Origin of the sequence: Streptomyces sp. NBC_01017 (assembly GCF_045162795.1) — a bacterium.
GTDB classification, from domain to species: Bacteria; Actinomycetota; Actinomycetes; order Streptomycetales; family Streptomycetaceae; genus Streptomyces; species Streptomyces machairae.
Window position 1 is genome coordinate 676,427 of the sequence record NZ_CP108683.1, and the last position, 15,376, is coordinate 691,802.

At 66.2% G+C, this 15,376-nt stretch carries 10 protein-coding genes and 3 pseudogenes; 4 read left to right on the top strand and 9 right to left on the bottom strand.

The annotated features are described in order from the left end of the window. Nucleotides 1-1,139: 1,139 nt before the first annotated feature. From OG331_RS03360 to OG331_RS03375, 4 genes and pseudogenes are all read right to left on the bottom strand, one after another. Nucleotides 1,140-2,984: a stealth family protein gene (locus OG331_RS03360; protein ID WP_406191419.1), complete on the bottom strand. Its 1,845-nt coding sequence runs from the start codon at nt 2,982-2,984 to the stop codon at nt 1,140-1,142. Between the two features lie 1,197 nt (nt 2,985-4,181). Next, nucleotides 4,182-5,375, bottom strand: a complete 1,194-nt coding sequence (locus OG331_RS03365) for an acyltransferase family protein (RefSeq protein ID WP_406191421.1) — start codon at nt 5,373-5,375, stop codon at nt 4,182-4,184. 1,396 nt (nt 5,376-6,771) lie between these two features. Then, nucleotides 6,772-7,350 (bottom strand): zinc ribbon domain-containing protein, encoded by a 579-nt coding sequence (locus OG331_RS03370; protein ID WP_406191423.1) that lies wholly within the window; start codon nt 7,348-7,350, stop codon nt 6,772-6,774. Continuing rightward, nucleotides 7,269-7,844: pseudogene (locus OG331_RS03375) on the bottom strand (IS607 family transposase). Before OG331_RS03375 ends, OG331_RS03370 begins: the two are co-directional and overlap by 82 nt. A gap of 72 nt (nt 7,845-7,916) precedes the next feature. On the opposite strand from OG331_RS03375, the gene OG331_RS03380 reads away from it, so the two are divergent. Then, entirely contained in the window at nt 7,917-8,588 is a 672-nt protein-coding gene (locus tag OG331_RS03380) for an HAD family hydrolase (RefSeq protein WP_406191425.1), read from the top strand. Between the two features lie 450 nt (nt 8,589-9,038). Here the strand turns inward: OG331_RS03380 and OG331_RS03385 are convergent, their stop codons facing one another. Further along, nucleotides 9,039-9,323 (bottom strand): WhiB family transcriptional regulator, encoded by a 285-nt coding sequence (locus OG331_RS03385; RefSeq protein WP_406191427.1) that lies wholly within the window; start codon nt 9,321-9,323, stop codon nt 9,039-9,041. 325 nt (nt 9,324-9,648) lie between these two features. Between OG331_RS03385 and OG331_RS03390 the strand changes: the two are divergent. Continuing rightward, nucleotides 9,649-10,230, top strand: a pseudogene (locus OG331_RS03390) (alpha/beta hydrolase); the annotation flags it as partial. On the opposite strand, the gene OG331_RS03395 reads toward OG331_RS03390, so the two are convergent. After that, nucleotides 10,120-11,310 (bottom strand): RNA-guided endonuclease TnpB family protein, encoded by a 1,191-nt coding sequence (locus OG331_RS03395; protein WP_406191429.1) that lies wholly within the window; start codon nt 11,308-11,310, stop codon nt 10,120-10,122. The pseudogene OG331_RS03390 and the gene OG331_RS03395 overlap by 111 nt on opposite strands. 373 nt (nt 11,311-11,683) lie before the next feature. Here OG331_RS03395 and OG331_RS03400 point away from each other — a divergent pair. Then, nucleotides 11,684-12,512, top strand: a protein-coding gene (locus OG331_RS03400) for an IS5 family transposase (protein WP_406209671.1) whose coding sequence is annotated in 2 segments (ribosomal slippage) — nt 11,684-12,018 and nt 12,017-12,512 — 831 coding nt in all. Because the reading frame shifts where the segments join, the coding sequence is not laid out codon by codon here. 20 nt (nt 12,513-12,532) lie between these two features. Here the strand turns inward: OG331_RS03400 and OG331_RS03405 are convergent. Beyond that, nucleotides 12,533-12,691, bottom strand: a pseudogene (locus OG331_RS03405) (IS5/IS1182 family transposase); the annotation flags it as partial. Nucleotides 12,692-12,826: 135 nt separating this feature from the next. Beyond that, complete coding sequence (locus OG331_RS03410; RefSeq protein WP_406191431.1) at nt 12,827-13,990, bottom strand: low temperature requirement protein A; 1,164 nt, start codon at nt 13,988-13,990, stop codon at nt 12,827-12,829. 278 nt (nt 13,991-14,268) lie between these two features. Between OG331_RS03410 and OG331_RS03415 the strand changes: the two genes are divergently transcribed. Next, complete coding sequence (locus tag OG331_RS03415; RefSeq protein WP_406191433.1) at nt 14,269-14,586, top strand: hypothetical protein; 318 nt, start codon at nt 14,269-14,271, stop codon at nt 14,584-14,586. 272 nt (nt 14,587-14,858) lie between these two features. Here OG331_RS03415 and OG331_RS03420 read toward each other — a convergent pair whose 3' ends face one another. Continuing rightward, complete coding sequence (locus tag OG331_RS03420) at nt 14,859-15,188, bottom strand: transposase (protein WP_406191435.1); 330 nt, start codon at nt 15,186-15,188, stop codon at nt 14,859-14,861. Between the last annotated feature and the right edge of the window lie 188 nt (nt 15,189-15,376).

Consider the following 15,376-nt stretch of genomic DNA (forward strand, 5'->3'; position numbering starts at 1 on the left):
CTACCGACCGGTATATGCAGCTCGACGGACTGCTCTTGTTGGAAGCCAAAGCCCGCTCGACGGGGGCATGTTGGCGGGGCCGAGCACTTCCCGAGGCAACGAATGTGGCCTACCGTTCGTTCGAACGACTGGGAGTTCTTCATCGGCCGCGGGGTGAGTACCGGCTTCGAGTCGGTGAAGTCTCCGTCCCTGCCCGGCACCTGGTCGAACAACCTGGGCATCGGCATCTTCGGGCCGACCGGGTTCCGCGGTTGGTCAAGCAGGGCCAGGCGTGACTTCACGCTGTCCGGTGCGGATGCCACGCGGGTTACCTGGCAGGCCGATCCGGCCGGGCAAGTGGTCTGTGGCGCTCGGGCCGGTGGTCCGTGAGGTGGGCGGCAGGGGCTGGCAGGTCCAGGTGACCGTGGAGTATGGGGACCTACTGCCCGCGGTCCGTTACGACATCCTTCCCTCGGTGATATCCGGCCGTGGCAGCGGCTGGTAGCGCGGAGACCTCCATCTGCACAGCGACCACTCGGACGGGCAGCGGACGGTCGATGACCTAGTGGCCGCCGCCTGGACCGCGCAACCGGACTTCATCGCCACCTTGGATCACAACACCAGCCCGACCGGCGTGTCCTGGCGCGGCAACGTGCCGGAGAAGCTGCTGGTGATCAAGGCGGAGGAAGTGACCACGCGGCACGGGATTTGGCTGGCCATCGGCCCGAATCTCCACCCAGCTCGCCGGCACCGTTGTGGCCTTGGTCTTCGGACAGCAGTTGCGACGCCTGGCCACCGGGACGTCCGCCGACAATCTGGCGGAGTCTCTGTTGGCCGCCCTGGCGCACAGCCAAAGCGGAAACGGCAATGCGACAGGGTGATGAAGGCGCAGGCCACGAGGGCGCTGATGCGCGCCCATTGGAGGGCGGAGAGCCGCTCGGCCGACACCGGCCCCTTGGAAGCGCAACGCCTGCGCCCCGCCCTCGCGCCACTTGCGCACCGTCGGCACGGTGACGCGGAACTCCTCGGCGACTGCTCCGATGCGCTCCCCACGCTCGAACCGCTCGGCGGCGCCCATCCAAGAGGCACCGTTCCCACTCGGAGAACTGCACGCCGTCACGGCACAAGACAACAGAGACCGAGACGCACTGACGGATTACTCAACAGCTGCCTGCCCTTTGCTCGAGCGGGCTCGGTACGGGGAAGTAGCTGTTCAGGAAAGGGCTGAGCAGCGCCTGCTGGTCGGCGATGTCCTGTTCGCCGGACACGGTGTCGTTGAGGCAGAAAGAGTGGCGGTCACGGCTGGCGAGGAGCCTGTCGAGGCGTGCGGCGGTATGGGGGTGCGACAGGTCCAGGTAGGTGTAGCGCAGTTCGGCCGGAGTGGCCCGGCCGGTCTGGTGCGCGTAGTAGTGGTGCAGGTTGGAGGCGATCGACAGGTCGTTGAGGCTGCGGAAGCGGTTGCCTGCTGTGGTGCGGTGCTGGTCGCTGAAGGTGTCTTCGATCTCCTGCAGGACGCTTCGGCGCAGGGCGTGTGGGGTGTGTTTCATCTTCTGGGTGATGAAGACGTTGAAGCGGGACTGGAGCAGCGTGCGGTTGTTCTTGCCCGCCACGCATACGGGCGGATCGTCGCAGCTGGGCGGCCCGAGAGGGATGTGGGCGGGTGAGGGGAAGAACTTTGTGATGCCGTTGGCGCGGAAGAAGTGCTGGGGAAGGACGGGTCGGCCGAGGAAGACGTCGTCGTTGAAGTAGAGGAAGTGTTCGGACAGGCCGTCTATGTGGTGCAACTGGCTTTCGATGGCGTGGGAGTTGAACGTGGGCAGAATGCTGGGGTCGCGAAATATGTCGTGGTGGCTGACCACCTGCACTCCGGGGGCGCTGGTGTCGAGCCAGTGCGGGACCTGCTGGTCGGTGACGAGATAGACGGTACGTACCCAGGGCGCGTATTGGTGCAGGGAGCGCAGGGAATAGCGCAGTTCGTCGTGGCTGACGTAGCGGGCTGAGTTTGCGGCCTCGGCGTGGTAAGGCTGTCCACCTGCTGCGGCACGGCGCTGCAGCCAGGCGGGGTCCTGTCCGTCGACCCAGGTGTAGACGGCGTCGATGGGGAAGGTGATGTCGTCGGGCAGCGTGGGCTGGAACTGCTGCCGGGTACGAACGCGAAGGCTTGTCTGCCGATGGTGAGCAGCGTACAGCTGGCTGAACAGGGCGTCGGGAGCTTGGACAGCCGTGTCGTGGCGGGGAATGCGGTCGGTGATCCGGTTCGGGCGCGGGGCGAGCAGGAAATCTCCGTCAGCCGTCCAGAATTCGAGGTCGCACCCGTATGCAGTGCCCAGGACAAGGCGCAGTGTGGGGTCCGCCTGGTACCAGGTCATGCGGATGACAGCGGTGCGTGAGAGAGCTCGCCAGGTGGCCCGGGCGTATCCGGGTTTGCTCGAGCGCGGGGTGATGGCTGTGTTGCCCAGCGGTGAGACGTAACCTGCTGTCCGCTCGCACAGCAAAGCCAGCTCACGCAGGACAGTGTGGCGGTCGGTTTCGGACACGGCGACGACGGTTGATCCATCGTGCTTTCCCCGCACACAGAAGTAGTCGATTCCGGCCTGCTGGAGAGTGGAGCAGACCATGCTGAGGTTGTGGCGGCGCGCGGCCAAGGGTGTGATGTCCGGCCGTGTCAGAACGGCCTTGGGCACACCTCGCTCCAGGCGCAGCCGGCGTCCGTCGGCGAAGGCCTGGGGGTAGCGGTACACAGCCAGCCGGCTGCGTGCCCGATTTCGCACCTTCTCAGGGGAAGGGCAGACCGCGAGCAGTCGCTTGAGGCGCTGGCGATAGTGCGGTGACAGCCGATGGGCGATACGGCGACGCAACCAGACCGGAAGCAACGTGCGCACCGTACGAATCCACCAGCTCGTCTCAGGATTGGCCCGGAAGCGCGCACCGATGTACTCACCCGAGCGGCGAGGCGACTGTGCAGTGGCCTCGCCCGGGAGAGCGAGGGTTTCGTTGTGGGTCATCGGCTATCTCCGTGGGGAAGCGAAGGACGCAGCGGACCTTCGGCCGAGCAGGCAGGGAAGGTCGAGTCGCCAGGCGGGGACGGTTCGGCGTCACCGTCACGAGCCGTCAGGCCATCGGCTCACGCCATGGCTAGGACCGTGATCGTTCACATGCAGAGGGCGTTCGCGTACCGCCGCCGTCGGCGGCAGCGGCTTATCAAGCCGACATAAGGCCTCAACGAGATTCCTCCCGGTGGGCTCCCTCAGCTGGCAGAAGGGGCACCCCCCTCTGGTCAAGGGTGCGCTACGTCAGAACCGGTTCTGCGTTTTCCTGCGTGATGTAAAGGGAGGGGAGCTGTCACACAGCAGGTTGCGCGCGTGTGGGAATGACGGCGCGCATAAACGAAACTGCGGTTGACCTTGCTTCGTGGTGAGTCCCTGTCATCGGTGCACGCTGTCGGCCGGCGGATGCGCGTGTGAAGCCGGGCAGCGAGGATCAGCTGGCGGTGTTGGCTCAGTGGCAGGTCACCAGGGACCGCCCAGAGTGCGGATCGAGCATTCTCAGCGGACATTCTGACTTCCGGCTGCGTGACGAGGACTGAATCGAGCGCCCTGCCTCCCCCCGCGGGCCGGACGCACGCGGCTCTGCCTCGCCGCCCAGCAGGGGTACAGGTCGCCTCCGAGCGGCCCGGGCCGTGGGAGCTCGGCGGCCGTCCGGGCGGGTGGCCGGCCGGACGGCGGCCGTCGGCTGGAAGGAGTGACGAGGCATGTATCGCGATCCCCAAGGCCTTTGATCGTTCCCGGACGGCTTCGCCCCACCGGAATCGAGAACGTCGGGTGCCCCCGCGCAGCCCCGGAAGGTACCCAGTGCCGGTTCCAGGGGCTGCGCGGGCAGCTTCCCGGTCGCGTCGATGACTGACCTGCGCAGGCGCGAGCAGCCCGCAACCTGGTCGCCCTCGCGGCGGCCCGCACGACTGGTACCGGAGTGGCCGGAGACCAGGACACGTCACGCGTGTCGAAGCCCCGTGGAGCCGACCGTGAGACCCGTCGCCAACACCCCGGCCAAACACCGGCCGGGGCGGACGGGCAGATGGCGCGAGCCTGCCGCACCAGCGGCAAAAGGAAACGGGAGACCGTCGTCAGGACACCGAAGCGCACCCCACGCAGGGGTGACACCCACACGGACCTTCCAGACAGAAACATCTGGAAAGCCGAGAGTCACAGAGACTCTGAGCAACGGGCGGGTTGGTCGAGGTCGTGCGGCGGTCCGGTCTGGGGCCCCGGATGCCGGTCGCTGGAGGCGCTGTCAGCACGGATCTGGGCGAAGGCCGAGTGCAGGGCGTGCTGGAGCTGACGAGAGAGGGGCCGCTCCACCCAGCGGTGCACCAGGTGGGCCAGTGCCAGCACGGCCGCCAGTGTGCTGCCGAGCAGGACCCAGCGGTCGACCGAGGGCTGGAATAGGCGGAAGATCTCCCAGCCGATGTACTGGTGGAGCAGGTACAGCGGGTAGGTGAGCGCGCCGGCCGCCGGCAGCCATCGCCAGTCGATCCGCCGGAACCAGCCCAGGGAGACGCCCGCCATCATGACGTAGAAGACGGTGATGATCACGGCCACGCCCCAGCCGGGGATGTTGTGTCCGACGTGCTCCAGGGTCTGGCGCCAGGTCTGCATCACGGTGTGCTGGCTCATGGCGAAGGAGAGGGCGACGATGCCCCACAGCAGCAGACTGGGCCCGAACCGGTACATCAGGTGGAAAGCGAGGCCGGCGATGAAGAACCAGCAGTGCGGCACGACCATCAGGTCGTCGAGGGGACCGAGGTCGTATCCGCCGGCCAGCAGTGCCAGGGTCGCCCACGCGAGACAGAAGGCGACTATCCGCCGGTAGGTGAGTCCGCCCCGCACGACGAGGGCGAACAGCAGGTAGAAGCGCAACTCGGCCCAGAGCGTCCAGTACACGCTGTCGACGGGGTCGACCCCCATCGGCCGCTGGAGCATCGTCAGATTGACCAGTACATCGCGCCAGGCGAGCGGCGTTATGCCGCCGGCTACCAGGGCCACCATCGTCGTGGTGGCGATCACGCCAAGCCAGTAGGCGGGGTAGAGCCGGATCACCCGCGAGGTGAAGAAGTCCGCGACGCTGCGTCCCCAGCAGCTCATGCAGATGACGAAGCCGCTGATCATGAAGAACAGCTCAACGCCCAGCCAGCCGTAGGCGGATGGCCGGAAGATCACCGGGAACAGCTCCGCCTGTGAGCCCTCCCAGCCCCCGCCGAACGCCACATAGTGATAGGCGACGACCATCAGCGCGGCCGCGAGCCGCAGGCCGTCCAGCACGACGATCCGCTCGGTGCTCCCCTGCCGCCCTCGCACCTCGCGCAGCACACCGGCCCGCTTCGGACGCAGTGATCTCATGTCTCTTCGCACGCAGTTCTCCAGGATGCGACTTCTGCCGCCACGAGCACGGCCGGATCATTCTAGGTTCGTGGCACATTCAGTCGGCCTGAGGCTTTTGCATATATGCGAAGGCGCGGTGCTGCCCGGCCCCGTCTGTGGGCACCTCACAGACGGGGGCCGGTAGGAAATTCGAACCTGCGCCAAGGTTCCGCAGGGCGTGCACTGATCAAGGTCAGAAGTGTTCTGACCTGTGTGTACGTGGCCGCGAACGGGCAGGTTCGAATCGTGTCGTATACCGTGCGCCGGGTCGTTCGTCCGCGAGTTCCGTGTGGTGGCGTTGGTGGGTTCAGCGACGAATGAGGGGGCCACCTGGCACATCACGCATCTCTTGTTGATCAGGAACTGGCATGCCGAGCCGGAGGGAAGGCCTTCTCTGCCGGGGGCCGCCGCCCGCACGAGCTGATGTGCGGCCGTGTGGCCGCGGCTGATACCTCACCGCCTGCAGCAGATGCCGTCTCAGTAGCCGGGTCACACCTGTACAGGTCCGAAAAGCTCACACCGTTGCCATTCACTCGAACCTGACCGTGAACAGCCGGAAAGCAGAGCACCGGGAAACGAAGGAACGCTGCAACTCCCACCGACGATGGTAGATGACCTGACGAGGTGTCCGGAACTTCTCCACGCCCTACTGCCCGAAAGGGCAGCATCGACCGGACTCCTCCTCACACACCGATGCGCAAGGGCGCACCCCCCGGGGGTGCGCACCTCCCTTCACTACTGACCTGAGCAGCTGTTACCGCAGGTCAACGGTTCATGTGCGGCAGGCGAACCGGCGGTTCCGGCTCCCCGGTCTTGAATTGACGTCTCCGGGAATTGAAGTCAAGATCTCGATGCAACCGAGCCTGCCCGGGCGGTACAACTCGTCTTGTTTCAAAGCCTGTTGTGCGGTCCGTGATGATGATCCGCCCTCTTCAAGGGCGTTCCGGGAAGGAGACCCATAAGTGGCGATGCCTTCGCTGTCCGATGTTTTATCCGCGGAGGGGGAGCAGCCCCTCGGAGAGGGGGCTCGACATCGTCGTCGGCAACTCCCGCCCCGGCCTGCAGGCCGGCCTGACCCGTCTCGCCCGGCGCGGCCAGCTGATCACAGCAAGCGGGTTGTCGCTTCCATCGAATCGCTGGACGGCAGGTTCGCTGCCGCGCTCAACCTGATCGCGACCGGACGGATACCCACCGAGCGCGCCGTCCCGCACGCCTACCCGCTCGCAGAGTTCGGCCAGGCATTCAGGCGACTGGGCATCCGCTCGGACGCCAGAAGGAGGCTTGCCCCGCGTGATGCACTGCAGGTGGCCGTTGCTCAGAGTCTCAATGACTCTCAGCTTTCCAGACGTTTCCGTCTGGAAGGTCCGTGACGGTGTCACCTATGCGTGGGTTGCGCTTCGGTGTCCTGACGACGGTCTCCCGTTTCCTTTTGCCGCTGGTGCGGCAGGCTCGCGCCACCTGCCCGTCCGCCCCGGCCGGTACTTTGGCCGGGGTGTTGGCGACGGGTCTCACGGTCGGCTCCACGGGGCTTCGACACGCCTGGCGTGTCCTGGTCTCCAGCCACTCCGGTACCAGTCGTGCGGGCCGCCGCGAGGGCGGCCAGGTTACGGGCTGCGTTCTCGTCCCGGTCCATGACCAGGCCACAGAGATCGCAGGTGAAGACTCGGACATGCAGCGGCAGTTTGGCTTTCGTCGCACCGCAGTCCGAGCATGTGTTTGAGCTGGGGAACCAGCGGTCGGCCACGACACGGCCCAGTTGTACCCCGCCCGCGCCGCACCACAATGCGAGCGCAGCGCACACCCGGCATTCGGATCGAGAGCGAACGTGTACGCCTGCACCACACAGCCGGGCCGCGGCCGGAACTTCTTCACTCAACGGCCTCGCCGGTCGCCACAGCCACCCGCACGGGCGGCACGGTTCCTCGCCACGCGACGCCCATACAGACGGGCACACATCGAGGTCAGCACCTCGGTGATGTCCCGCACCAGATCACCGGTCGCCTCGGCGGGATCGAGGACGACCAACCGCCGCCCGGCCGCCGACAACACGGCATCGAGGTGCTCGACACCGAACCGGGCCGGCCGGTCACGGTGCTCGACCACGATCACAGCGGCAGACGGATCGGACAGAACCCGATGCAGCTCGCGCCGACGCCCGTTCAGCCCCGAACCGACCTCCGTCACGACCTCCGCGACCGGCAGGCCGAGACCAGTGGCCCCCTGGACCACACGGCCCGCCTGCCCGTCAAGGGTCCGGCTTCTGGTCCGCCGACGAGACCCGGCAGTACACCACGACGCGACCGGGCACCTGCGGAGTGGGCTCGCCGACCAGCCACATACCAGACGGCGTCCGACGCACCGGCACCGGCATACGGCCCACCTTCACCCACGCCCACGCGCGGTCTGGTAGCGCACGCCATTGCGCGCCTCCCACTCGGAAAACTTCACACCATCAAGATATGAGAAAACTGAGGCTCACTGATGAAAAACGCAGCGGTTGTCAACCCCTACCCCATGACTGTGGCACAACAACACGCCGAGGCCGTGCTCTTCGACTGTGATGGGCTGCTGCTGGACACCGAGCCGCTGCAGGCGCTTGCAGAACGCTGCTTCCTGCTCTCACTCGGCGGCATCTGGTACCACCGGCACCATGTACTCAGCCCTGGTCGCTCAATCCCTGACACCGCCGCCCTACTCGCTCGTGAGGCGGGCGTGGACATGCCCGACGACGAAGCCGCAGCCCAGCTGCTGCACTACTTCGGCAGGGCCACCGAGTGGGCGTCGTTGCCTTTGATGCCGGGAGCCGCTGCGCTGCTGGACACACTCGACGAAACGGGCACCACACTGGCCATAACCTCCAACTTGCCCGAGCCCCTCCTCGGACGGCTCCTCGACGAGGCCGGCCTCCGCGGACGATTCGTCGTGGCCGTCGGCGCGGGAGGCGACCTGGCACCCAAGCCCGCCCCCGACGTGCACCGCGCCGCGTGCTCGCTGCTGGGCGTGGCGCCCGAGAAGGCCCACGCTCTGGAGAGTTCGCAGCCGGGAGTTGATGCGGCTCATGCTGCAGGGCTGGCTGTCACCGGCGTTGCGGCCGACCCGCTCCAGCTGAACGGATGCCGCCAGGTCGGCTGGCTCGGTTCATTGACCCCTCAGCATCTGGGCGTTGCCGTGCACGGCCTCCCCCGGGGCTGAACCGGCGCATCTCGAACGTGTGCCCCTGCCGATACGGTTGGACGGGGCGGAACCAGCACGCCACGCGCTGAGCAAATAGGCCCCAGGCCAACGTCACCGCGGCTCACGCGCATCGGCCAGCGCGATCTCTGTCCAGAGGTGAGCCGGCCCTGGACCTCGATCGAGCCTGAGATCCACGTCGGCGACACTGCGTGCCTGGTCTTCAGGCTCGCTCGCCGAGACCTGACTCTGTTGAGCTGCTGCGACGAAGCGTCGGCCTGCGCACTGGCGGGGATGACCGCCCGTCTTCACTCAAGGGCGGAGGTGGAGGTCGCTCCCGCGAGGCTCGGGCGTGGGCGGCACGCAAAAGGCAGGCCCTCGCAGCGGTATTACGCTGTATCAGGTGAGTAGGCACTCCGAGTCTTCCTTCCGCCGCAAGGGTCCAGCCAGGACTGCGGGTGGCGGCTGCAGTCAGCGGCGATCCGGACGGGGGACGCGGTTGCGCTCGGACTCGGTCAGTCCGCCCCACACTCCATAGCGTTGGCCAGTGGAGACGGCGAACTCGGCGCAGGGCAGTTGCACAGGACAGCCAGCACAGACTTCCTTTGCTGTGGCCTCCCGAGCGCGCCGCGCGCTGCCGCGTTCCGCCCCGGGTGAGAAGAACACAGAGATGTCCATGCCGTGGCAGGCGGCCTCGCCCTGCCACTCCCACAGCGCCAGGAGAGGCTTGACATGAATGTTCAACTCAATCTCCACAGGAGTCCGCAGGCCTGATGCCGGCCCGGTCGGACGCGAGCACCGTCCGGCCGGGATGTGCCGGTCCGGCCGGCGGCTCGCGGACGGATGGTGTTCACAAAGGGCCTGGGCAGCAGAAGCCTTCGACGCAAGGGGCCACGCTCGTCGAAGCGTGCCATCAAGGGTTGCCCTGATGGTGTCTTGCAGCGAGTGAAAGCCGTTTCATTGCCTAGAAGTCCGCCTCTTGGGGCAATGGTTGCTGCAGCCCACTATGCGCTGGGGAGTCCGGTCAATAATGGGCGTTCTCTGAGTGCAATACAGAAGTGAGGGACTAGCTGTGGCGAATGTGGTTCTGGTTCATGGTCTGTGGGTGGACGGCTCGAGCTGGCGCTTGGTGGCTCGCGAGCTGCTGGACCGTGGCCACAGCGTCACCTGTGTGCAACTCCCGCTGAGTTCCTTGACCGATGATGTGGCTGTCGTACGGCGCGCGGTGGCACAGTTCGACGGACCGGTGGTGCTGGCGGGACACTCCTACGGTGGCGCGGTGATCTCCAATGCCTCGCATGGAACGGAGCAGGTGTCGGCTCTGGTGTATGTGGCAGCGGTCGCGACCCGGCCGGGAGAGAGCGCGGGTGCGGTCCTGGAAGGCTTCGCGCCGTCGGAGGGACTGGGTGCGGTGGTGGCCGACAAGCAGGGATACCTGACGCTTGACCGAGAGCGGTTCGCGGAGCTGTTCGCCGGTGATGTGCCGCCTCGTGAGGCAGAAGTGATGGCCGTTTCCCAAGGTCCGGCCGCACCGGCTTGTCTGTCGGAGGCGTCAGGCGAGGTGGGATGGCAGCAGCTGCCCTCCTGGTATGTGTTGTGTGAGCAGGACCGGACGGTCACTCCCGAGGCCCAGCGAGGCATCGCCGAGCGCATCGGCGCCACTGTGGTGTCCGTCCCGGCCAGCCACTCTGTCGCCGTATCCCAGCCGCACACCGTAGTGGACACGATCGAAAAGGCAGTTACGGCCACCGTGTAAGTCAGCCGCCGTCACCCTGCCGCACCGCTCCACAGCCCGGGCTGCGCGGCAGTTGACCTTCACCACGCGCGTGCCCGTGTACCGGGCCGCGCTGGTGAGGGCGAGTTCGAGGCGGTGCCATCCCTTGTCGAGGATGGCCCGGTTCAGGCCCTGTTTCTGGGCCACACGGCTGCCGGGCTCGGCGAGCGTGCCGGACGCGGCGGCCGTCATGCTGCGGGTCTTGAGGTCTTCCAGGACGACGAGTGCGTTCTTCGCAGTGAGGTACGCGGCCGTGACGGCGCAGAAGTCCGCGCGACGGCTCGTGACCCGGCCCATGATCTTGTTCATGCGGGCGCGGACCCTGACCCGGTTGGCGCTGCCCGTCTTCGTGCGGGCGAGCTGCTGCTGAAGCCGCCGGAAGCGGACGGCTTCGCCGGCGGTGATGAAGGGCCGGTCGAAGAACTCGCCGTCGGAGGTGACGGCCGCCGCCTTCACGCCCCGGTCGATCCCGGCCACCGTACCCGGCATGGCATGCTGCTCGGGCGTTCTCGCCTGGTCGTTGACGAGGAACGACACGAACCAGTGGCCGCCCCTGCGGCTGACGGTCGCAGACCATACCTCACCGCCGAGCGGGCGTGACCACCTAAAGGTGACCCATCCCAACTTGGGCAGCTTCCCGCGACCCCACTTACGGCCGCGGCGTTTCACGGTGATGAGATTCCCGGCGGGGAAACGGAACGAGGACGCCCAACGCGCCTTCGAGCGCCACTGAACCGTTCCGGGTTTGATCGAGACTCTAGGTTGTGACTGCGACCTGGGGTTTCGTGGTTTCGGGTTAGTAGTTGGTCTCGTATTCGACCGGTGGATGTTCCCGATCTCACCGTGGAGTCGACGGTGGCAGTACCAGTCGGTCCACTCGGCGGTGGCCGGCTCGACCTCGGAATGTGCCTTCCATGGCCGACGGGGCTTAATCAACTCGGTCTTGAACAGGTCGATCGTGGACTCCATCAGGGCATTGTCGTGGCGTCGCCGACCGAGCCGCTCGAGGCGGCGATGCCTGCCCGCTCGAGGTGTTCGGCGAGCGTGAACGATGTGTACTGCGACCCGGCGTCGCTGTGGTGTATCAACTGGCCTTCCTGGCGGGGGCGTTGGTCCCGGTCTCGTTGCCACAGAGTGATCTCGAGGGCGTCCAGGACGAGCCGTGTCTCCTTCGAGTGGCCGCGGACCAGCCGACGATGCGGCGGGAGAAGGTGTCCACGACGAAGGCGACGTAGACCACGCCGGCGATAGGCGTGGGCCGTGCTCTCACGGATCCGGGAACCCGGTGGCGAGCTAGGGTCTGTCGTCAATGTGATCTTGATTGGTGGATCATGGTCGGGTGATACGTCGCCATGAACTGACCGATGCCGAGTGGGACTTCGTGCGGCCGTTGCTGCCCCGGACGTCGATGGGGCGGCCTCGGCTGGATGACCGGACGGTGCTCAACGGGATCGTGTGGAAGTTCCGGGCCGGGGTGGCCTGGCGGGATGTGCCCGAGCGGTACGGATCCTGGGCGAGCCTGCACACCCGTTTCCGTCGCTGGGCCGCGGACGGCACGTTCGACCGGATGCTGCAGGCCGCGCAGGCCCGGGCTGACGCGGCCGGGGACGTCGACTGGCTGGTGTCGGTCGACTCCAGCATCGTCCGGGCCCACCAGCACGCGGCCGGGGCCCGAAAAGGGGCGCCGCAGCCCGGCGCTCGGACGCTCCAGAGGCGGGCTGACCAGCAAGATTCATCTGGCCTGCGACGGCCTGGGCCGCCCGCTGGCTCTGGTGGTCACGGGCGGCAACACCAACGACTGCACTCAGTTCACCACCGTGATGGAGGCGATCCGGGTCCCCCGCCTCGGGCCGGGCCGGCCGCGGGTGCGGCCCGGACATGTCATCGGTGACAAGGGCTACAGCTCGAAGGCGATCCGCACCTGGCTGCGGCGCCGGAGCATCCCGCACACCATTCCGGAGAGGGCCGACCAGGTGGGCAGCCGGGCCCGGCGTGGCAGCCGGGGCGGCCGCCCGCCGGCCTTCGACAAGCAGGTCTACAAGCGGCGCAACGTCGTGGAACGGTGCTTCAACCGCTTGAAGCAGTGGCGCGGAATCGCCACCCGGTACGACAAGACCGCCGCGTCGTACCAGGCAGCCGTCACTCTCGCCTCGCTCCTGATGTGGGCGTGACACTTTGACGACAACTCCTAGGCCAAGGTGTCGTGCTTACGCAGGTACACGAGCGTGATGAGAGCCCGCGCGGAGGCCGCCAGCCTGCACCGACGGTCACCCTCCCGGATGACGATCAGCATCGTGACCCACTCCACGAGAGCATGCGGAAGATTCAATGCGGCAGGACAGGTGACCAACAAGGCTCCCAGGCGAACGAGTTGAGACGTCAGATCTCTCACTCAACCGTCCGGAGCCTTGCCCGTTACGCACCCTGGCCCGTCACCCGATCAGTGGCCAACTCGAAGAAGCTCAGTCAGGTACATGCCGTCTCCTTATGGCATCCCGGCTACGGGCCGGTGGCGGGTCATTGCCTTGGCATACAGCAGATGGGCGATCGCCTCGGTCGCGAGAATCAGGACGACCAGCCAAGGGGAGAGGTAGTTGGCGAGGAGGATCACCAGGACTGGGATGCCGACGCCGGGAACCGCCCAAGTGGCCACCCGACCCAGCGGGCTGCGATAACGGAGTGCGATACAGGCGAGGGTGAAGTGGTACAGCGCCAGTCCGCCGGCCAGGGCGATGACCGCCCCCTCGGGCAGGTGGTGGTGTCCGGCCTCGTGCACAGTCGTTGCGAGCCCGCCGGCGATGCAGATCACCGAGGCTGTCACGAAGAAGTGCAAGAACCCTGCAGTGTCTCGTACGAGGAGATAGGCCTGACGTCCCTGGGCGGCATCCAGTGTCCGCTCGGCCGAGGCCACTCCGAAGTCGAAGTAAGACCACCAGAGCGCGGCGAGCAGGACAAAGCCGAGCAGAGCCGTGAGGCCTGCACGGGCGGTCCATGCATGGTCGGTCGAGGTGACCAGGGTGAAGACCGACTCGCCGAGCACGATGATCACGAACAGTCCGACACGCTCCACGAGATGCTTCTTGTGCAACTGCCCGGGCAGTCCACGCGCGGTGATCAGCAGTGCCACTTCGGCCACTATCAACAGCGCCCACAGCACATAGCGCCAGGGCTCCGGCGTGAACGCGGAGACCGCCCACAGCACTCCGGATACCAGGCAATAGCTAAGCGGCCGCCACTTCGGCACCCGGACCGGCGCAGAGAGGCGGGTCGCGGGCCACCAAAGCCCCAGCAGTACGAACCGGGTCCCCGCATAGCCCAGCGCATACATGGGCCCGCGCTCCCCCGCCACGTCGGGTACCGCCGCAGCCATCACAGCCAGGCAAGCCATCGCTGAGAGCAGCAGCAGCCTGCGACGGGCACTATCGTCCTCGAAGAGATTGGCCGAGACCGTGAAATTGATCCACATCCACCAGGGCGGGAAGTAGAGCGCCAGCAGGATGGCGAAGTCGCGCAGGCTGGGGTCTCCATGCAGGCTATGAGACAGCTGGGCGGCAAGTGCAACAAAGACAAGATCGAAGAAGAGCTCGAGCCAGTCGGCATGCCGCTGGTCCGGCGTGGCGCTTTGCGGTGCTTCGGAAATGGTGGCCATCGGCCCATCATGGGGCTTCGTCTTCCCCTTGTCGGGGCCCGTGCCCTCGTCGCCGACCGGTCTGCCTTTTTGGGGGCCCGGCGCAGGGCAGCGCCGAAGAAAGTGCGCCTCCCCAACTTCCGCCCTGCCATCAGCAGAGATGGTTACACGAAGGGGCAGTGGATTCGGTGCGTTCGTTCGGCCTCTCGGACCGATCTATAACGGCCACCGGCCGGGATGCTCCTAGTATGAGTCCTGTTACTCATGACTTCTGAGCGCAGGAAACAAACTACTAGGGAATGAAAGAGGAAAACATGCCAGAAATTGTCGTTTTGACGGGCACTAACGTCGCTGGCGGTATGGCGGCGGTACACATGTGGCCAGGTGATCTCGCACCTGCGGATACCGGGGATTCCAGCGACTCCGAAGATGATCAAATGACTCGCTACGTGATGACTTTCCATAATTTGCCGAACCTGGGGCGGCTGCAGCACTTCATGCTTCAAGGGGCGCATTTCGATATATACTCGACCGTCGCGCAACAATATGTCGATACGTATCTGACCCTCGAACAGTACGACCCGGCTACTCTGGTGGGTGTCTTTTTGGCGAACTAGTGTCTCGTGATCCTGATTAAGCTCGATGCTCGACCAACCGCATCGGCAGAGTGGTCGCAGCCATCCACACCCTCCTCACCTGCGAATACTCAGGATGAAAGAGGTTCAGTCGGACCTTGGCGAGGACGTCGGTGGTAGCGGTCCTGGTGAAGGGTTTCGCGTTCTCGTTCCAGGAGTTGACGTGGTCGCGGATCTGTTTGACCAGGGGACGTTAACGCTTGCGAACGTGCCGCGGACTGCCGGGTGATGATCCCGAACCAGATCTCGAGGGTTCAACTACGAGGACCCGACGGGGGCGAATGGAAGTGGACGTGCGGGTTCTTCGCCGGCCACGCCTTCACGTCCGGGGTCGTATGCGTGGAGAGGTTGTCCAGGACGACATGGATTTCCTTCCCCGTATGCGGCTTGACGGCCTCTTTCAGGGATGTCAGGAAGTTCGCGCCGCTCCGGTTCGGCCTGCACTCGCCCAGCACTTCACCGGTTGTGACGTTCAGCGCGGCGAATAGGGTCGTGGTGCCGTGCCGCCCATAGTCGTGGGTGCGCTTCTCCGTGGCCGCGAAGGTGACCGGTAGTACCGGCTGGGTCCGGTCCAGGGCCTGCACCTGCGTCTTTCTCGTCGACCGACAGCTCCACGGCTCCACGGCTCCACGGGGGCGACGACGTCTTGAGCGATGGCACCACAGCAACGCGCGCGTCTGCACGGGCAGCCCAGTCACAAGGTGAGCCGCCTGGGGTTGTCGGCCGCGGGGGCCACGTTGCGGGTGCGAGCAGAAGCAGAAGGCAGTTGCGC